The sequence below is a fragment of the Gordonia sp. NPDC003425 genome, assembly GCF_053588635.1.
The window spans coordinates 226,576-243,267 of the sequence record NZ_JBSFQI010000003.1 but is presented as its reverse complement, the minus strand read 5'-3'; the positions used below and the strand labels follow the sequence as shown (position 1 = coordinate 243,267).

The 16,692-nt window shown below is 67.4% G+C and carries 17 protein-coding genes; 10 read left to right on the top strand and 7 right to left on the bottom strand.

The window, feature by feature from the left end:
- Positions 1-185: 185 nt before the first annotated feature.
- Positions 186-485, top strand: coding sequence for a co-chaperone GroES (groES, locus tag ACWDTD_RS05930; RefSeq protein WP_449746142.1), 300 nt, complete (start codon positions 186-188; stop codon positions 483-485).
- Between the two features lie 128 nt (positions 486-613).
- The gene (groL, locus tag ACWDTD_RS05925; protein ID WP_449746141.1) at positions 614-2,227 is read left to right on the top strand and encodes a chaperonin GroEL; all 1,614 of its coding nucleotides are present in this window, start codon (positions 614-616) and stop codon (positions 2,225-2,227) included.
- Between the two features lie 85 nt (positions 2,228-2,312).
- Here the strand turns inward: groL and ACWDTD_RS05920 are convergent, their stop codons facing one another.
- Positions 2,313-2,609: a WhiB family transcriptional regulator gene (locus ACWDTD_RS05920; RefSeq protein ID WP_449746140.1), complete on the bottom strand. Its 297-nt coding sequence runs from the start codon at positions 2,607-2,609 to the stop codon at positions 2,313-2,315.
- Positions 2,610-3,034: 425 nt separating this feature from the next.
- Between ACWDTD_RS05920 and ACWDTD_RS05915 the strand changes: the two genes are divergently transcribed.
- The 3 genes from ACWDTD_RS05915 to ACWDTD_RS05905 all read left to right on the top strand — a co-directional run bounded on the left by ACWDTD_RS05915 (position 3,035) and on the right by ACWDTD_RS05905 (position 5,419).
- The gene (locus ACWDTD_RS05915) at positions 3,035-3,853 is read left to right on the top strand and encodes a hypothetical protein (protein WP_449746139.1); all 819 of its coding nucleotides are present in this window, start codon (positions 3,035-3,037) and stop codon (positions 3,851-3,853) included.
- 83 nt (positions 3,854-3,936) lie between these two features.
- Positions 3,937-4,524: a sigma-70 family RNA polymerase sigma factor gene (locus ACWDTD_RS05910; protein ID WP_449746138.1), complete on the top strand. Its 588-nt coding sequence runs from the start codon at positions 3,937-3,939 to the stop codon at positions 4,522-4,524.
- On the top strand, positions 4,508-5,419 hold the full coding sequence (locus tag ACWDTD_RS05905; RefSeq protein ID WP_449746137.1) for an anti-sigma-D factor RsdA: 912 nt from the start codon (positions 4,508-4,510) through the stop codon (positions 5,417-5,419). Before ACWDTD_RS05910 ends, ACWDTD_RS05905 begins: the two co-directional genes overlap by 17 nt.
- Positions 5,420-5,462: 43 nt before the next feature.
- On the opposite strand, the gene ACWDTD_RS05900 is transcribed toward ACWDTD_RS05905, so the two are convergent.
- Positions 5,463-5,852, bottom strand: coding sequence for a DUF5319 domain-containing protein (locus ACWDTD_RS05900; protein ID WP_449746136.1), 390 nt, complete (start codon positions 5,850-5,852; stop codon positions 5,463-5,465).
- Between the two features lie 155 nt (positions 5,853-6,007).
- Between ACWDTD_RS05900 and guaB the strand changes: the two genes are divergently transcribed.
- The 3 genes from guaB to ACWDTD_RS05885 all read left to right on the top strand — a co-directional run bounded on the left by guaB (position 6,008) and on the right by ACWDTD_RS05885 (position 10,595).
- Complete coding sequence (gene guaB, locus ACWDTD_RS05895; RefSeq protein ID WP_449746135.1) at positions 6,008-7,519, top strand: IMP dehydrogenase; 1,512 nt, start codon at positions 6,008-6,010, stop codon at positions 7,517-7,519.
- A gap of 90 nt (positions 7,520-7,609) precedes the next feature.
- Positions 7,610-8,752: a GuaB3 family IMP dehydrogenase-related protein gene (locus ACWDTD_RS05890; RefSeq protein WP_449746134.1), complete on the top strand. Its 1,143-nt coding sequence runs from the start codon at positions 7,610-7,612 to the stop codon at positions 8,750-8,752.
- 76 nt (positions 8,753-8,828) lie between these two features.
- Positions 8,829-10,595 carry a GMC family oxidoreductase N-terminal domain-containing protein gene (locus ACWDTD_RS05885; protein WP_449746133.1) on the top strand — a complete coding sequence of 589 codons (1,767 nt, stop codon included), beginning with the start codon at positions 8,829-8,831 and terminating at the stop codon, positions 10,593-10,595.
- Between the two features lie 16 nt (positions 10,596-10,611).
- Here ACWDTD_RS05885 and ACWDTD_RS05880 read toward each other — a convergent pair whose 3' ends face one another.
- Both ACWDTD_RS05880 and ACWDTD_RS05875 read right to left on the bottom strand, forming a co-directional pair.
- On the bottom strand, positions 10,612-11,328 hold the full coding sequence (locus tag ACWDTD_RS05880; RefSeq protein ID WP_449746132.1) for a hypothetical protein: 717 nt from the start codon (positions 11,326-11,328) through the stop codon (positions 10,612-10,614).
- Positions 11,312-11,983 carry a DUF4386 domain-containing protein gene (locus ACWDTD_RS05875; protein WP_449746131.1) on the bottom strand — a complete coding sequence of 224 codons (672 nt, stop codon included), beginning with the start codon at positions 11,981-11,983 and terminating at the stop codon, positions 11,312-11,314. Before ACWDTD_RS05875 ends, ACWDTD_RS05880 begins: the two co-directional genes overlap by 17 nt.
- 92 nt (positions 11,984-12,075) lie before the next feature.
- Here ACWDTD_RS05875 and ACWDTD_RS05870 point away from each other — a divergent pair, with 92 nt between their 5' ends.
- Entirely contained in the window at positions 12,076-12,762 is a 687-nt protein-coding gene (locus ACWDTD_RS05870) for a TetR/AcrR family transcriptional regulator (protein WP_449746130.1), read from the top strand.
- A gap of 355 nt (positions 12,763-13,117) precedes the next feature.
- On the opposite strand, the gene ACWDTD_RS05865 is transcribed toward ACWDTD_RS05870, so the two are convergent.
- The 3 genes from ACWDTD_RS05865 to ACWDTD_RS05855 are packed head-to-tail and all read right to left on the bottom strand — an operon-like array spanning position 13,118 to position 15,037.
- Complete coding sequence (locus ACWDTD_RS05865) at positions 13,118-13,720, bottom strand: energy-coupling factor transporter transmembrane component T family protein (RefSeq protein WP_449746129.1); 603 nt, start codon at positions 13,718-13,720, stop codon at positions 13,118-13,120.
- Positions 13,717-14,391, bottom strand: a complete 675-nt coding sequence (locus tag ACWDTD_RS05860) for an energy-coupling factor ABC transporter ATP-binding protein (protein ID WP_449746128.1) — start codon at positions 14,389-14,391, stop codon at positions 13,717-13,719. Before ACWDTD_RS05860 ends, ACWDTD_RS05865 begins: the two co-directional genes overlap by 4 nt.
- Before the next feature lie 10 nt (positions 14,392-14,401).
- Positions 14,402-15,037: a biotin transporter BioY gene (locus tag ACWDTD_RS05855; RefSeq protein ID WP_449746127.1), complete on the bottom strand. Its 636-nt coding sequence runs from the start codon at positions 15,035-15,037 to the stop codon at positions 14,402-14,404.
- Positions 15,038-15,095: 58 nt separating this feature from the next.
- Here ACWDTD_RS05855 and guaA point away from each other — a divergent pair, with 58 nt between their 5' ends.
- Positions 15,096-16,670 carry a glutamine-hydrolyzing GMP synthase gene (gene guaA / locus ACWDTD_RS05850; protein ID WP_449746241.1) on the top strand — a complete coding sequence of 525 codons (1,575 nt, stop codon included), beginning with the start codon at positions 15,096-15,098 and terminating at the stop codon, positions 16,668-16,670.
- Positions 16,671-16,692: the final 22 nt, after the last annotated feature.

The following is a 16,692-nucleotide window of genomic DNA, read 5'->3' as shown; positions in this document are numbered from 1 at the left end:
CGGGCCGAATTCGCGTGGGCATTTGCACCCGGGAACCTTGAGTGCTGGCACTCGCGTGTATAGAGTGCTAGTAGGCACTGGTGAGAACCCTCGGCACCCGCGACGACGGGGGATCTCCCTCAGGGCCCACGAAAACGTACGGACAAGTACATCGTTTCTCAGAACGAAAGTTGAGGACTCACATCGTGGCGAGCGTGAACATCAAGCCGCTTGAGGACAAGATCCTGGTGCAGGCCGTCGAGGCCGAGACGACCACCGCCTCGGGCCTGGTCATCCCGGACACCGCCAAGGAGAAGCCCCAGGAGGGCACCGTCATCGCCGTTGGCGAAGGCCGCGTCACCGAGCAGGGCAACCGCGTCCCGGTCGACGTCAAGGAAGGCGACACCGTCATCTACAGCAAGTACGGCGGCACCGAGATCAAGTACGCCGGCGAGGAGTACCTGATCCTCTCGGCACGCGACGTGCTCGCGGTAGTCGGCAAGTAAGGACCCACGGGACCATCGTGTGGTCGTTCCGCCCCGGAGTCTCGCGAGAAAGTTTCGCGCAGACACCGGGGCGGAACACTTTGCGTGGTCTCCACTGATCTCGACCCCCACTCATCTCGAGAGGAATCATGGCCAAGCAGATTGAATTCGACGAGGAAGCACGGCGTTCGCTCGAACGCGGCATCAACACTCTCTCCGACACCGTCAAGGTGACCCTCGGCCCCCGCGGCCGCCACGTGGTCCTCGCCAAGGCGTTCGGCGGACCCACCGTCACCAATGACGGCGTGACCATCGCCCGCGACATCGACCTCGAGGACCCCTTCGAGAATCTCGGCGCACAGCTGGTGAAGTCGGTGGCCACCAAGACCAACGATGTCGCCGGTGACGGCACCACCACGGCGACCGTGCTGGCGCAGGCCATCGTCGCAGCGGGTCTGCGCAACGTGGCCGCCGGCGCCAACCCGATCGCCCTGGGCGCGGGCATCGGCAAGGCCGCCGACGCGCTGAGCACCGAACTGCTCCGCGTGGCCACCCCGGTCGACGGTGAGAAGGCCATCGCGCAGGTCGCCACCGTCAGCTCGCGTGACGACGAGGTCGGCGAAATGGTCGGCAAGGCGATGACGACCGTCGGGGTCGACGGTGTGGTCACCGTCGAGGAGGGCTCCGGCCTGCAGACCGAACTCGACATCACCGAGGGCGTGCAGTTCGACAAGGGCTATCTCTCGCCGTACTTCGTCACCGACTTCGACAACCAGGAAGCGGTCCTCGAGGACGCGCTCGTGCTGCTCTACCGCGACAAGATCAGCTCGCTGCCCGACTTCCTGCCGCTGCTGGAGAAGGTGGTGCAGGCGGGCAAGTCGCTGCTGATCGTCGCCGAGGACGTCGAGGGTGAGCCGTTGTCGACGCTGGTGGTGAACTCGATCCGCAAGACGGTCAAGGCCGTCGCGGTGAAGGCCCCGTTCTTCGGCGACCGTCGCAAGGCGTTCCTCGAGGACCTCGCCGTCGTCACCGGCGGCACGGTGATCTCCTCGGATATCGGCATCAATCTCGCCGACGCCGACCTCGACCTGCTCGGCTCGGTGCGGCGTGTGGTGGTCACCAAGGACACCACCACACTCGTCGAGGGCGGCGGCACGGCCGAGGCCATCGCGGCCCGCGTCGACCAGCTGCGCCGGGAGATCGAGAACAGCGATTCCGACTGGGATCGGGAGAAGCTCGCCGAGCGGCTGGCCAAGCTGTCCGGCGGTATCGCCGTGATCCGCGTGGGAGCGGCCACCGAGACCGCCCTCAAGGAGCGCAAGCACCGCGTGGAGGACGCCGTCGCAGCGGCCAAGGCCGCGGTCGAGGAGGGCATCATCCCCGGTGGCGGCTCGGCCATCGTGCAGGCTGCCAAGGTGCTCGACGCGCTGGCCGACGAGGTGTCCGATGACGAGGCACTCGGTGTGCGTGTGGTGCGTGACGCCGCACGCGCGCCGCTGTACTGGATCGCCACCAACGCGGGCGTCGACGGCGCCGTCGTGGTGAACAAGGTGTCGCAGGCGGCTGCGGGCGACGGCTTCAACGCCGCCACCCTCACCTACGGCAGCCTGCTCGCCGACGGCATCATCGACCCGGTCAAGGTGACCCGCTCCGCGGTGGTCAACGCCGCGTCGGTGGGCCGGATGGTTCTGACCACCGAGACCGCCGTTGTGGACAAGCCGGAGGAAGGTGCCGCCGACCACGGTCACGGCCACGCACACTGACGCCGTTCACACACGAACCCGGGGTGGACCGATCGGTCACCCCGGGTTCGTCATGTCTGTGGTGTGTTTCGTGCGGTGAACGTCCTCAGCTGGCGATGCGGCGTCCCACGCCGCGCTTCATCAGCATGCTGCGCTCGGATTCCGAGAGGCCGCCCCAGATTCCGTAGGGTTCGGCCACGGCCAGTGCATGCTCGCGGCACTGTGCGATCACCGGGCACTTGTGGCACATTTCCTTGGCGTGGCGTTCGCGCTGGGCGCGGGCGCGGCCGCGCTCGCCGTCGGGATGAAAGAACATGGACGAGTCGACACCGCGACAGAGGCCCTGCATCTGCCAGTCCCAGATGTCTGCGTTCGGGCCGGGGAGGTGATTTGGCTGAGGCATTGCACAAACTCCTTCGAGTCTCGAAGCACCGGCGCGGATTCCCGCCTGCACCGCAGGGCCGGAATTCTGCTCTCGCACTGCCGTGATCGGCGATGCACCGCAAACACTAAGCGGGTGCGAGAAACAGCGTCAATACCGTCTCGTGACCCCCGAAAAGGCCCGAAGATTCCATCATTGTTAACGAAATGTTGTGCATGCGGACCGCGCTATCACATCGCCCCGGGCGCGGTGACCGACCCCCTCGACCCGATGGTCGCACCCCAGCTGAACAGTGCCGATACGCGATTGCCAACTGCGCATTCACAAAGACCCGATGGTCGACGACGCAATGGCCGTCGTCGCGCACGTAACATGACGGAAATCCATCGATCATCTTGCCGTGATTTTTCTGTCGCATTTTGCGAATGTGTCAGATGGTTAAATTCATGCTAACTGAGAGTGCGGAGAGTGACGGGGGACACGAAATCGCCCAGTTCGGGGCACGAAACCGGTGGAGTGCCGCAGTCGAGCGGGGCGGTCGGGGAGACGGTGCCGCGGCCCTGACCGAGCTCGCACGCGTCGAGCGGTGGGGTCGGGCACACGCCGACGCCGCGCTCACCTCACTCGCGTTGTCGACCACCGCGTCGTTGTACCGGCAATGCGGACGCCATCAGACGTCGCGTCGATTCGACGGTCTGGCGTTGGCCGCGTTGCCGCGGCCGTTCGCCTCCACCAGCCCGTGGTCACGCGCCGCGGCACTCGACGCCGTGACGGGACTGGCCGCCGACGCGTTGGGCTTGGCCGAGTTCGGGGTGGCCGCGACGCTGCTCGACCGGGTCGCCGCGCTGCTTCGGACCGCCGACGATGACGACTGGCTGACCGCGATCCGTCCCCGCCTGCGTGCGTGCTGGGTGCGCGCGGAACTGGCCCTCTACACAAACCGGCCGTCGGACGCCCTCACCGAGGCGCTGGCCGGGCAGGAGATCATCGCCACAGTTGCGCCCGGACACGAGCGCCACCGGATCAAGACCGACCTCATCGCGGCGGCGGCCCGGGCGGGGGCCGGTGAGCTGCGCACGGCCCGGTTGCTGGCGCACGACTGTCGCGACCGGGCGTCGGCTCTCGGGCTGGTGCCGCTGACCTGGGCGGCATTGCTGCTGATCCGGGGCCTGGGCGACACGACGACCGAGACGATTACTTGCCTCGACGCCGCCCATGAGATGCTGGTGGATCGAGGCATGCCGTTCGCGCACGCCCAGTGGTGAGCCCGGCATCGATGCATGCGGGGAAGGTCAGGACTGGCACGACCGGTCAACACGATTGTGTAACACGGGGATCTCGACGGGCGATGAAACTGACGGGTGTTGAGTTGGACCACGCCGTCCGCGCTGCCGCGCAGGGCGATCGTGGTGCTCTCACCTCGGTTCTCGAAAGCGTGCAGGAACCCGTCTTGCGCTACTGCCGGGGACGAATCGGTGTGGGAGAGCGACATTTGTTCTCCGCGGACGATGTGGCCCAGGAGGCGTTGATGGCGGTCATGACGGCGCTGCCCCGGTACCGGGATCAGGGTCGGCCATTCATGGCATTCGTGTACGGCATCGCCTCGCACAAGGTGGCCGATGCGATGCGGGTCGCGGGCCGGATGAAGGCCGATCCGGTGGAGGACGTGCCCGAGGTGGGCAGCATCGTCGGCGGACCGGAACAGAAGGCCCTCGAGGCCGACGCGAGCCGCGAGATGCGTGAACTGCTCGCGCTGATCCCGGAGCGACAGCGCGAGGTCCTCATCCTGCGCCTGGTGGTGGGACTCTCCGCGGAGGAGACCGCCGAGGCGGTCGGGAGCACACCGGGGGCGGTACGGGTGGCCCAGCACCGTGCGCTGGCCAAGTTGAAAGAAGAGATGAAAAGGACAGGAGGGCGTGATGAACGACGAGCATGATCGGCGTCGACGCGGCCCCATGTCCGATTCGACGCCCAGCGGCGGCTGGCAGATGCCCGACGACGAACCGGTCAATCTGTCGGAGGTCAACTTCGACGACGCCTACCTGGACTCGCTGTCTCGCGACCTGCCCACGCCCACACGCGATTCCGCTGAGTACGAACTCGCCGGCCTGCTCTCCTCCTGGCGGCACGAGGTACTCGCCGAACCACTCCCGCCGTTGCCCGGTGTCGAGGAAGTGGAACGCGCGATCGCGGCGGAGCAACCCGTGCGGCGGGCCAACCGGGTGGTGCGGACACTGCGGGTGGTCGCCGGTGCCGCGGCCATCGCGGTGGTGGCCGCAGCGGGCCTGACCGTCATGTCCGAGGGGGCGCAGCCGGGCGATCCCCTGTGGGGCGTCAAGAAGGTGGTGTTCGCGCAGGCGGCGTCGGAAACCCAGGCCGCCTACGACGTGCGCTCGGATCTCGAGCGGGCCGAAGCGCAGCTCGCCGCGGGCAACACAGCCGAAGCGCAGCAACTCATCGCCCGGGCACAGAACGCGATGGGCCCCGTCCGTGACAGCTCCACCCGAGCCGACCTGGACGAGCGAATCAACCGACTGCGTGCGGATGCGGGAACCGTCACCTCCACCCCGGGCGGCGGCGCACCTGCCGTGCCCGGACCGGATGGAACGCTCCCCGAGACCAGCGATGCCCCGGATGCGACGACTCTCACCAGCGTGCCGACCACAGATGCACCGGTGACCACGACTGCACCGACCACCCCGCCCACGGCGACCACGACGCCGACCGAACCGGGCCGAACGCCGCCGCCGACATCGACGCCGGCGAGCTCCACCCGTTCAACGGCGCCGGCCACCACCACAACGACGACGACAACCCCGGTCCCACGCTGAGGACGGGGGTCTCCCGGTCAGCGGGCCCGGTGGCGTCGGGTGCTCAGCGTTCGCCGTCGAGGTGGCCGCGGGCATCGGCGTACCCACGGCAGTAATCCCAGGTGACATAGGCGTCCGGGCGCGGGTCGACGGCCGGCTCGTGCGGGCGCACGGTGCCGTCGATCAGCAGTTGCAGCAGGTTGGCGCGCAGCATGTCCCAGTCGTGGTAGTGGTCCTCCTGGCAGTCGTCGCAGACGACGACGAGTCCGCGGACCCCCCGATGGGCGAGCAGCGCTTCATAGACCGCGAGATCGGCGAGATCCTCCTCGACCGCGAGACGCTCGTTCTCGTCCAGCGGGATGCCCGGCTCCATCGAATCGAGGACCGCGGCGGGATCGCTCGGGTCGTCGGCGAACGGGTCGGGCGGAAGGCCCGGAGGTAGATGGTCACGCACATCACCACGGTAACCGATGGTGAGCGGCCCGCGCCGCAACGCCTCCACAGATCGATGACATGACACGACACCTTTTCTGCGGTCGTCGTCGGCGTGTCGCCGGTGATCGCGCAGGGCGAAATCGACGGTACGGCCAATGCCGATACCATGGACGGATGACGCACGTTCGCACTGGTGGAGACGATCCCGGCAAGGTCGCGATGCTCGGGCTGACCTTCGACGACGTCCTGTTGCTCCCCTCGGCCTCCGATGTGATCCCCAGCGAGGTGAGCACCGCCTCGCGGGTGACCCGCGACATCACGCTGCGAGTGCCACTCGTCAGTTCCGCGATGGACACGGTGACCGAATCACGGATGGCCATCGCGATGGCCCGGGCCGGAGGCATGGGGGTGCTGCACCGCAACCTCGCCATCGACGCCCAGGCCGCACAGGTGGAAACCGTCAAGCGGTCGGAGGCCGGGATGGTCACCGACCCGGTCACCTGTTCGCCGACGAACACCCTGGCCGAGGTCGACGCGATGTGCGCGCGCTACCGCATCTCCGGGCTGCCCGTCGTCGACGACCGTGGTGAGCTCGTCGGCATCATCACCAACCGCGACATGCGATTCGAGGTCGACCAGGACCGTCCGGTGTCGGAGGTGATGACCAAGGCCCCGCTGATCACCGCCCAGGAGGGCGTCTCCGCGGAAGCGGCGCTCGGGCTGCTGCGACGCAACAAGGTGGAGAAGCTGCCCATCGTCGACGGAAACGGCAAGCTCACCGGGCTGATCACCGTCAAGGACTTCGTCAAGACCGAGCAGCATCCCAACGCCACCAAGGATTCGGACGGAAGGCTCCTCGTGGGTGCCGCCGTCGGTACCGGCGACCCGCAGTGGGAGCGCGCGATGGCGTTGTCCGACGCCGGGGCCGACGTCATCATCGTCGACACCGCACACGCCCACAACCGGCTCGTGCTCGACATGGTTGCCAAGCTCAAGGCGGAGGTCGGGGATCGCGTGCAGGTGGTCGGCGGCAACGTGGCGACGCGCGAAGCCGCCCAGGCGCTGATCGAGGCCGGAGCCGACGCGGTGAAGGTGGGCGTCGGACCCGGGTCCATCTGCACCACCCGCGTGGTCGCCGGAGTGGGCGCCCCGCAGATCACCGCGATCCTCGAGGCCGTTGCCGTCTGTCAGAAGGCCGACGTCCCGGTGATCGCCGACGGCGGACTGCAGTACTCGGGCGACATCGCCAAGGCGCTCGCCGCCGGTGCCTCCACCGCCATGCTCGGATCGTTGCTGGCCGGTACCGCCGAAGCTCCCGGCGACCTGATCCTGGTGAACGGCAAGCAGTTCAAGAGCTACCGCGGCATGGGCTCGCTGGGCGCCATGCAGGGCCGTGGCCAGGCCAAGTCGTATTCCAAGGACCGCTACTTCCAGGACGATGTACTCGCCGAGGAGAAGCTGGTGCCCGAGGGCATCGAGGGTCGCGTACCCTTCCGCGGCCCGCTCGGCCAGGTGATCCACCAGCTCGTCGGCGGCCTGCGCGCGGCGATGGGCTACACCGGGTCGTCGTCCATCGCCGACCTGCAGCACGCGCGGTTCGTGCAGATCACCGCGGCGGGACTCGTGGAATCCCACCCGCACGACATCACCCTCACCGCGGAAGCGCCGAACTACTATTCACGCTGAGTACTCCACCGCCACCTGAGAACGCGCTTGCGAATCTGTGTGTGCGACAGGCATGTGCGACAGACATGTGCGTAACAGAAAGGCGCAACGTTGCGTGACCTGATCGACATCGGCATGGGCCGGACCGCCCGGCGGACCTTTGAACTCGACGACATCTCGATCGTGCCGTCGCGACGGACGCGCTCGTCCAAAGAGGTGTCGACGGCCTGGCAGATCGACGCCTACCGCTTCTCCTCACCCATCCTCAGCCACCCCACCGATGCCCTGGTGTCCCCGCAGATGGCCGTGGAACTGGGCAGACTCGGGGCTCTCGGGGTGATCAACGGCGAAGGGCTGTGGGCCCGGCACCGCGACGTCGAGGCCAAGATCGCCGGTCTGGTCGAGATCGCCACCACCGATCCCGACCCGCAGGCCGCCATCCGCCACCTGCAAGACCTGCACCGGGCGCCGCTGGACACCGGCCTGCTGGCCGAGGCGGTGGCGTTCGTCCGCGATGCGGGGGTGACCACCGCGGTCCGGGTGAGCCCGCAGCACGCACCCGAACTCACCCCGGCACTGCTGGCCGCGGGCGTGGAGATCCTGGTGGTGCACGGCACGATCATCTCGGCCGAACACGTGGCGCGAGACACCGACGAACCGCTCAATCTCAAGACCTTCATCGCCGACCTCGACGTGCCCGTGATCGCCGGCGGCGTCCACGACCATCGCACCGCGCTGCACCTGATGCGCACCGGGGCGGCGGGCGTCATCGTCGGATACGGTTCCGCGGCCGGTGCCACCACCACCGGCGAGGTGCTGGGCATCGGGGTTCCGATGGCCACCGCGATCGCCGACGCGGCAGCCGCCCGCCGCGACTACCTCGACGAGACCGGCGGTCGCTACGTCCACGTGATCGCCGACGGTGACCTGCACACCGCGGGTGATCTGGCCAAGGCCATCGCCTGCGGCGCCGACGCCGCGGTACTCGGCACCCCGTTGGCCGCGTCCGCGTCGGCTCCGGGGCGCGGCTGGTATTGGCCCTCGGCGGCCGCACACCCCGACACCCCGCGTGGTGCGCTGCTGCAGGTGGCCACCGACGAGGGGCGCCCGAGCCTGGAGACGGTACTCAACGGCCCCTCCGACGAGCCCTACGGCGAGCTCAATGTTGTTGGTGCGCTGCGTCGTTCGATGGCCAAGGCGGGCTACTCCGACCTCAAGGAGTTCCAGAAGGTCGGGCTGTCGGTTCATCGCTGACGGTCGGCGGGTGCCCGGCACGGCGCGATCGGGAGATTCGACAATGCCATGTGACAACGTACGTTAGTATGGTTTCATGGCAGCCCACCATGTGAATTCTGAGTGCGATTTCGACGTCCTGATCATCGGTTCCGGCTTCGGCGGCAGCGTCAGCGCGCTGCGTCTGGTCGAGAAGGGATACCGCGTCGGGGTGATCGAAGCGGGGCGCCGGTTCGAGGACGACGAGTTCGCGAAAACCAGTTGGCGCCTGCACAAATGGTTGTGGGCACCCAAATTCGGCCTGTACGGAATCCAGCGCATCCACGCCCTCAAGGACGTGATGATCATGGCCGGCGCGGGTGTGGGCGGCGGATCGCTGAATTACGCGAACACCCTGTATAAGCCGCCGACGCCGTTCTTCACCGACCCGCAGTGGGGCCACATCACCGACTGGGAGGACGAGCTCACGCCGTACTACGAGCAGGCGCGGCGCATGTTGGGTGTGGTGACCAATCCGACCTTCACCGAATCCGATCGGCTGATGAAAGAGGTGGCCGACGAGATGGGCGTGGGTGACACCTTCACCTCGACGCCGGTGGGGGTGTTCTTCGGGGCCAAGACCGGGCTGGTCGGGGCGCCGGGGGAGACCGTACCCGATCCCTACTTCGGCGGCGCCGGACCCGAGCGCACCGCATGCACCGAATGCGGTGCCTGTATGACCGGGTGTCGCGTGGGCGCCAAGAACACCCTGATGAAGAACTATCTCGGCCTCGCCGAGCGCAACGGAGCCCGGATCATCGACCGCACCACCGTCGACCATCTCGAGCAGCGCGCCGACGGCACGTGGGAGGTCCACACCCATGGTTCGTCGTCGTGGGGTCCCTTCGGTGCGCGCCGACGCACATTCACCGCCGGGCAGGTCATCGTCGCGGCAGGCACATTCAACACCCAACGCCTCATGCATCATGCGAAAGACGGTGCGCTGCCCAAGATTTCCGACGCGATGGGCCGGCTCACCCGCACCAATTCCGAGTCGATCCTCGGTGCGATGGCCAGCAGATACGATCCGGCGCACGACTATTCGCGAGGAGTGGCCATCACGTCCTCGTTTCATCCCGAATCCAATACCCATGTGGAGCCGGTGCGATACGGCAAGGGGTCCAACGCGATCGCCTATCTGCAGACCGCGCTCACCGACGGTGGCTCACCGCTGCACCGGTTTGGCCAGTTCCTGCGTCAGGTGATCGCCAATCCGTTCCTTCTGGTGCGACTTCTGTACGTGCGCAAGTGGAGTCAGCGCACCGTGATTGCCCTGGTGATGCAGAACAACAACAATTCGCTGACCACCTTCATCAGGCGGCGTGGGCCGCTGCGCTACATCACGTCGAAGCAGGGTCACGGCGAACCGAATCCGACGTGGATTCCCAAGGGCAACGAGGCCACCCGGCGTATGGCCGCCAAACTTCCCGGCGGTATCGCCGGCGGCACCTGGGGCGACATCGTGAACATGCCGCTCACCGCCCACTACCTGGGCGGCTGCGCGATCTCCGACGATCCGGCCACCGGTGTCGTCGACCCCTATCACCGGGTGTGGAACTATCCGACCTTGCATATCACCGACGGGGCGGCGATCTCGGCGAACCTGGGGGTCAACCCGTCGCTGTCGATCTGCGCGCAGGCCGAACGTGCGATGTCGTTGTGGCCCAACAAGGGTGAGGACGATACCCGCCCGGCGCAGGGTCTGGCGTACATGCGCATCCAGCCGGTTGTGCCTCGGCATCCGGTAGTTCCTGCGGATGCGCCGGGTGCGCTGCGGTTGCCGATCGTGCAGGGCCGACGAACCGGCCCCGTTGAAGTGTCGTGACCGCTCACGAAGCGGCTTAGTGGCTTCCCGCTGCGGTCGGGGCGGCACACGATGCCATGCCGGGGGCACTCTGCACAGCGGGCGCCGGATGGATCGCAGTCGTCACGTTTGCGGCGACAAGGACGCCGAGGCTCATCACCGCGAGCGCGACGAGTACCGATGACCTCCACGTGCGCCACCGCGCCCAGCACAGTGAGACGAGCGTGACCGCCGAGACTCCCGCCAGAACCGCAAGGGTCCAGTGGTAGGTGACGAACGACGAGGTCATTGTTGTCAATGGTTTCGGACCACAACGTGTTCCGGCCGGCATCTGCGCGGGCAACAGTGACATCAGCGATGCCAGCGGGGCGATCGCACCTTGAAGATTCGCCATGACTGCGACAACGCCGACGCCGATCGCGCCGATGCTGGACAACCGTCCCACGCCGGTACGTGCCCGACGAACCGCCAGCACACCAACCGCGACGATGCCGATCGCGAAGAGTGCTTTGACCAGATGAAACCGACACCAGAACTCGACGAGCCGTGAAAGCTCTGGTGTCAGGGCGGCATCGTCGCGTGTCCACCAGTGAGCGAAGGCAGCCACGGTTGCGTCGACAAGTTCTGAGGAGGCGGTGACATGGCCGGTGCCGGGGCCGCCGATCAGTGGAGGAATCGCGACGAATGCGATCGAGAGCAACGCGAGCCCGATCGCAGGTCGATGGTGTGGCACGACGTCAGGCCCGCTGCGCATACGCAACTCCTCGCGCGGCGGATGACGGGATGCCGCGAACGATCAGATAGACCGCAAACGATACCTCCCAGGCGAACACCGGAACGGCCGCTGCGGCGATGACGCCAGTGTGCCCACTCAGTACTGCGAGATTCGCGATTCCGACGAGCGCGCCGCCCACCAGGCCCAGCACGCATATTGCCCGAGGGGCGAGCCGGAATTGTAGGAGGCACCACGCCAGCATGATCGTGTGAAACGGCACCAGAAGACCGGGACCGATGAGAAATGTCCAGTCGTGGACGAGGCGTAATCCCTGCGCCACAGCAGGTTCCAGATTCGGGCCGACGGTGGTTCCGGGCCGGGCGGTCACCGGCATCAGGCTCACCACGCCGACGAGGATCACCGAGGCCTCAAGAGTGCGCAGACCCAGGTAGGCGACGGCAACCGCGGGCGACCACGTGACGATCATCGGGAAGAGGGCAGCCGCGGTGCCGACCACGGCCACCGCGAGCAGCAGTTCACAGAGGCCGCCGAGCAATGTCGACTGTCTACCGGCGAGCGCTGAACCCTCGTCGTATGGCGGGGCTCCGTATAGCAACAACGCCCCGACCGACGTGGCGTGGGTGATCAGGTACAAGGCACCTGCCCAGCGTGACAGCGTTCGCGAGCTGGACATGGATCCTCCTGGAAGCAAAGGTGTACGGCGTACACCGGCGTGATCGTCAGCGTAGGTGTACGATGTACACCACGTCAAGGGTGAGGTGGACGATGACCGATCCGGGTAGCCCGCGAACCCGTCGAATGCCGTTGGACCGGACGCTGGTGATCTCCGCCGGCGTCGAGATCGCCGATGACGGCGGAATCGGTGCCGTCAGCATGCGATCGGTCGCCGACCACCTCGATGTGGTTCCGATGGCCCTGTACAAACACATCGCGAACAAGGAAGACCTTCTCGACGGGATGGTCGACGCGGTGATCGCCGAATTTGGTGACCATGCCCACCCCGTGGACTCATCGGCCGACTGGCGACTCACATTCCGCCAGATCGTTCTCCGTGCTCGACGGGTGGTCCAGTCGCACCGGTGGGTGATGGCGGTGATCGAAACGCGCACCCGACGCACGCCCGCGGTGCTCGGGCACATGGAATTGCTGACGCAGGTACTCCTCGATGGCGGATTGTCGGCCGATCTCATCCACCACGTCATGCACGTATTCGGCAGCCGCATATGGGGATTCAGTCCTGAGCTCTTTGACGAGTCGGCTCAGGACAGCGAGCGGAAGAGTACGTCGGCGCCACCGAATCCGAGCGACTATCCAGGGATCATGCAGGTTGTCGCCGACGCGAACCGGCGTCGCCCGGGCGCGGGTTGTGACGAAGAGTTTGAGTTCACGTTTGCTCTCGACCTCATCCTCGACGGAGTGGCACGACTGGCCGCTCAGCGCTCTGCGGGTTGAGCGCTTTGTTGGGTGAGCGCCCGTCGCTGGTTGAGCTTGTCGAAACCACCCCGCGGGCACGCCGCCCGCCCGCTGGTTGAGCGCTCCGCTGGTTGAGCTTGTCGAAACCACCCCCGCGGGCACGCCGCCTGCCCGCTGGTTGAGCGCTCTGCTGGTTGAGCGCTCTGCTGGTTGAGCTTGTCGAAACCACCCCCGCAGGCACGCCGCCCGCCCGCTGGTTGAGCTTGTCGAAACCACCCCAATCTGGGCACGCTCGACACGGATCTGGGCACGCTCGACGCGGATCTGGGCACGCTCGACACGGATCTGGGCACGCTCGACGGGCTCGATCAGCGAGTGGGACAGGTTCGACGGCTCAGTCCAGTCCGCGTGCGGTGAGGCTCTCGGCGAACCCGTCGGCGGTGCGCAGGGCCGCGATCACGATGGGCGCCACAAGGATCCGCGGTCCCGCGCGCAGGCCCCGGGCGCGACGCGCCTCGTCCACCTGTCCGGCGATCTCCACGATCAGCGGGATCGAGCGCACCGCGAGTGCCAGGGCGATGGCGATCAGATCGGTGCGCACCCCGAGCCGGCGTAGTGGTGACAGGCCGCGGGTCAGCGCGTCGAGCATGTCGGTGGTGCGGGTGGTCAGGCTCACCACGGCCGCCAGCAGCACCGACAACGCGAGGATGCCGCACACCAGCACCGCGCGCCGCCAGTCGGTGAAGATCACCTGGAACACGAAGATGAACACCAGGATCCACAACGTCGGGCGGAACTGTCGCCAGGCGTCGACGGGGCCGATCCCGGCGAGCACGTAGATCGCCGCGGTCGCCGCAGCGGCGACACCGAGGCCCAGCGGCGACCGCACCCACACCGAGATCGCCAGGATGCCCGCGGCCAGGCCGACCAGCTTGAGCCCCGGCGACAGACGATGCAACACCGAGTGCCCGGGCCGATATGTGCCGAGCGGGGTCACGACATCATGTCCCGGTATGCGGCCAACGCCACCGCGGGCACGTCGTCGACCACGATGCGTCCGTCGTCGATCACCAGGATGCGGTCGAAATCGGCGACGAGATCGAGATCGTGGGTCACCACGACGAGCTGGACGTCGAGGTCGGCGAACACGCGACGCATCATGCGGCTGTTGCGCAGATCGAGCAGCGTGGTCGGCTCGTCGGCGACGACGATAGCCGGTTCGGTGACCAGCACCGCGGCCAGTGCGAGCAACTGCTTCTGCCCACCCGACAATCGTCCGGCGGGGTGGTCGGCGAACTCGACGAGCCCGAACCGCTCGAGCACCTCGAGCGCCCGCGCACGTCGCTCCGCCTTGTGGAGATCGGTCCGGCGCAGCGACAGTTCGATGTCCTCACGCACCGTCGGCATGATGATCTGCCGGTCGGGATCGGTGAACACGAATCCCACATTGCGGCGGACCCGGCGCGCGTGGCGCCCGGCGTCGACCCCGTCGACGACCACCGTGCCCGAGTCGGGGATCACGAGCGCATTGATCATCCGGGCCAGCGTCGACTTGCCGCTGCCGTTGGCGCCGACGACGGCCACCCGGCGTTCGGACAGGCGCACCGTGACCTCACGCAGCACCGGACGACCGTCGAATGCGTGTGAGACACCCCGGAATTCGATCACGGCGAAACGGTCACCGGTGGACGCGCACAGGGCTGATCAGACCCGGCCGGGCACGATGGACCTGCGCGGCCACCAGGGCGGCCACCACCGCCTTGAGTACGTCACCGATGACGAACGTGCCGTTGGTGGTGATCGCCGCCCACAGGGTGAGATCGGTGCGGATCAGCAGACCCACGACGCCACACGCGTAGAGCACCACCATGCCGCCGAGCAGGTTGATCACCACACCCCAGCCGACGCGGTATCGCGGCATCATCATCGCGGTCAGCACGCCGATCACGATCACCGCCGGCAGGAATCCGACGAAGTAGCCGGCGGTGGGCGACGCGAGCGCGGTGAGTCCGTTGCGGCCACCGGAGAGTATCGGCAGCCCCGCGATGGCCAGCACCATGAAGATGACGACGGCCAGGGTGCCCTTCTTGGGGCCGAGGATGGCACCGGCGAGCATCACGCCGAGTGTCTGGAAGGTGATCGGTACACCACTGGTGCCGATGGTGATGGTGCCGGGCAAACCCAGCGCGGCGATCAACGCGGCGAACACCGCGGCCTGCGCGATGTCGGCGACCGACAGCGACCGCCGACGCGCGGACGCGGGCGGCGGGGATGACGGCGGTGGGGATGATGGCGGCGGGGATGGAGTAGTCATGTCTCCTGGAGACACTAGACTCCGTGAGGTGAGCGACGCTTCCACCTCCCCGACCGGCATGGACCTTCCCGACGGCCCGCGACCTGTACTCGTCGTCGATTTCGGTGCGCAGTACGCGCAACTCATCGCCCGCCGGGTGCGTGAGGCGCGCATCTTCTCGGAGGTGATCGGTCACGACGCCACCGTCGACGAGATCAAGGCGCGCGATCCGCTGGCGCTGATCCTCTCCGGTGGTCCGGCGTCGGTGTATGCCGAGGACGCCCCGTCGATCGACCCGGCGATTCTCGACCTCGACATCCCGGTGTTCGGCATCTGCTACGGCTTCCAGGCGATGGCCGCCGGACTCGGCGGTGAGGTCGCCAACACCGGCGGCCGCGAATTCGGGCGCACCTCGTTCACGGCCAGCGGCGAGGGCGTCCTCCACCAAGGTCTCGGCGACAACCAGCCGGTGTGGATGAGCCACAACGACGCGGTTCAGCAGGCCCCCGAGGGGTTCACCGTGACCGGCTCGACCGCCGGTGCCCCCGTCGCCGCGTTCGAGAATGTCGAGCGGCGGATGGCCGGCGTGCAGTATCACCCGGAGGTGATGCACACACCGCACGGTCAGCAGGTGCTCACCCGTTTCCTCTACGAGGTCGCCGGGCTCGAGGCGGCCTGGACGCCGGCCAACATCGCCGACACCCTCATCGACGCCGTGTCCGATCAGATCGGTGACGGCCTGGCCATCTGCGGGTTGTCGGGGGGAGTGGATTCCGCGGTTGCCGCCGCATTGGTCCAGCGCGCCATCGGAGACCGCCTGACCTGCGTTTTCGTCGATCACGGACTGTTGCGGGCCGGGGAGCGCGAACAGGTGGAACACGACTTCGTGGCGGCCACCGGCGCCCGGCTGGTCACCGTCGATGCCGCCGGTACGTTTCTGCGCGAGTTGTCGGGGGTCGCCGACCCGGAGGAGAAGCGCAAGATCATCGGCCGGGAATTCATCCGGTCGTTCGAGGGTGCGGTCAGCGAGGTGCTCGGCGACCGGTCCGCCGAGGGACACACCGTCGACTTCCTCGTGCAGGGCACGCTGTACCCCGACGTGGTGGAATCCGGCGGCGGCAGCGGCACCGCGAACATCAAGAGCCACCACAACGTCGGCGGACTGCCCGACGACCTCGAGTTCACCCTGGTCGAGCCACTACGGCTGCTGTTCAAGGACGAGGTGCGCGCGGTGGGCCGCGAACTGGGCCTGCCCGAGGACATCGTCGGGCGTCAGCCGTTCCCCGGCCCCGGACTCGCGATCCGGATCGTCGGTGAGGTGACCGCCGACCGACTCGCGATGCTGCGTACCGCCGACCTCATCGCCCGTGAGGAACTCACCGCGGCGGGTCTCGACGGACAGATCTGGCAGTGCCCGGTGGTGCTGCTCGCCGATGTGCGGAGCGTCGGCGTGCAGGGCGACGGGCGCACCTACGGACATCCCATCGTGTTGCGCCCGGTGTCGAGCGAGGATGCGATGACCGCCGACTGGACCCGGGTGCCCTACGAGGTGCTCGAGACGATTTCGACCCGGATCACCAATGAGGTGCCCGAGGTGAACCGTGTGGTGCTCGACGTGACGAGCAAGCCGCCGGGCACCATCGAGTGGGAGTAGGTCCCGAGCGCGAGGAGTCCGG

What these genes read in the sequence shown, in the direction of transcription:
- guaB (WP_449746135.1), top strand. Translation starts at nt 6,008, where the DNA reads ATGACGCACGTTCGCACTGGTGGAGACGATCCCGGCAAGGTCGCGATG.
- ACWDTD_RS05880 (WP_449746132.1), bottom strand. Translation starts at nt 11,328, where the DNA reads ATGCGCAGCGGGCCTGACGTCGTGCCACACCATCGACCTGCGATCGGG.
- ACWDTD_RS05915 (WP_449746139.1), top strand. Translation starts at nt 3,035, where the DNA reads ATGCTAACTGAGAGTGCGGAGAGTGACGGGGGACACGAAATCGCCCAG.
- ACWDTD_RS05875 (WP_449746131.1), bottom strand. Translation starts at nt 11,983, where the DNA reads ATGTCCAGCTCGCGAACGCTGTCACGCTGGGCAGGTGCCTTGTACCTG.
- ACWDTD_RS05920 (WP_449746140.1), bottom strand. Translation starts at nt 2,609, where the DNA reads ATGCCTCAGCCAAATCACCTCCCCGGCCCGAACGCAGACATCTGGGAC.
- ACWDTD_RS05870 (WP_449746130.1), top strand. Translation starts at nt 12,076, where the DNA reads ATGACCGATCCGGGTAGCCCGCGAACCCGTCGAATGCCGTTGGACCGG.
- ACWDTD_RS05885 (WP_449746133.1), top strand. Translation starts at nt 8,829, where the DNA reads ATGGCAGCCCACCATGTGAATTCTGAGTGCGATTTCGACGTCCTGATC.
- ACWDTD_RS05905 (WP_449746137.1), top strand. Translation starts at nt 4,508, where the DNA reads ATGAACGACGAGCATGATCGGCGTCGACGCGGCCCCATGTCCGATTCG.
- ACWDTD_RS05910 (WP_449746138.1), top strand. Translation starts at nt 3,937, where the DNA reads ATGAAACTGACGGGTGTTGAGTTGGACCACGCCGTCCGCGCTGCCGCG.
- guaA (WP_449746241.1), top strand. Translation starts at nt 15,096, where the DNA reads ATGGACCTTCCCGACGGCCCGCGACCTGTACTCGTCGTCGATTTCGGT.
- ACWDTD_RS05855 (WP_449746127.1), bottom strand. Translation starts at nt 15,037, where the DNA reads ATGACTACTCCATCCCCGCCGCCATCATCCCCACCGCCGTCATCCCCG.
- groL (WP_449746141.1), top strand. Translation starts at nt 614, where the DNA reads ATGGCCAAGCAGATTGAATTCGACGAGGAAGCACGGCGTTCGCTCGAA.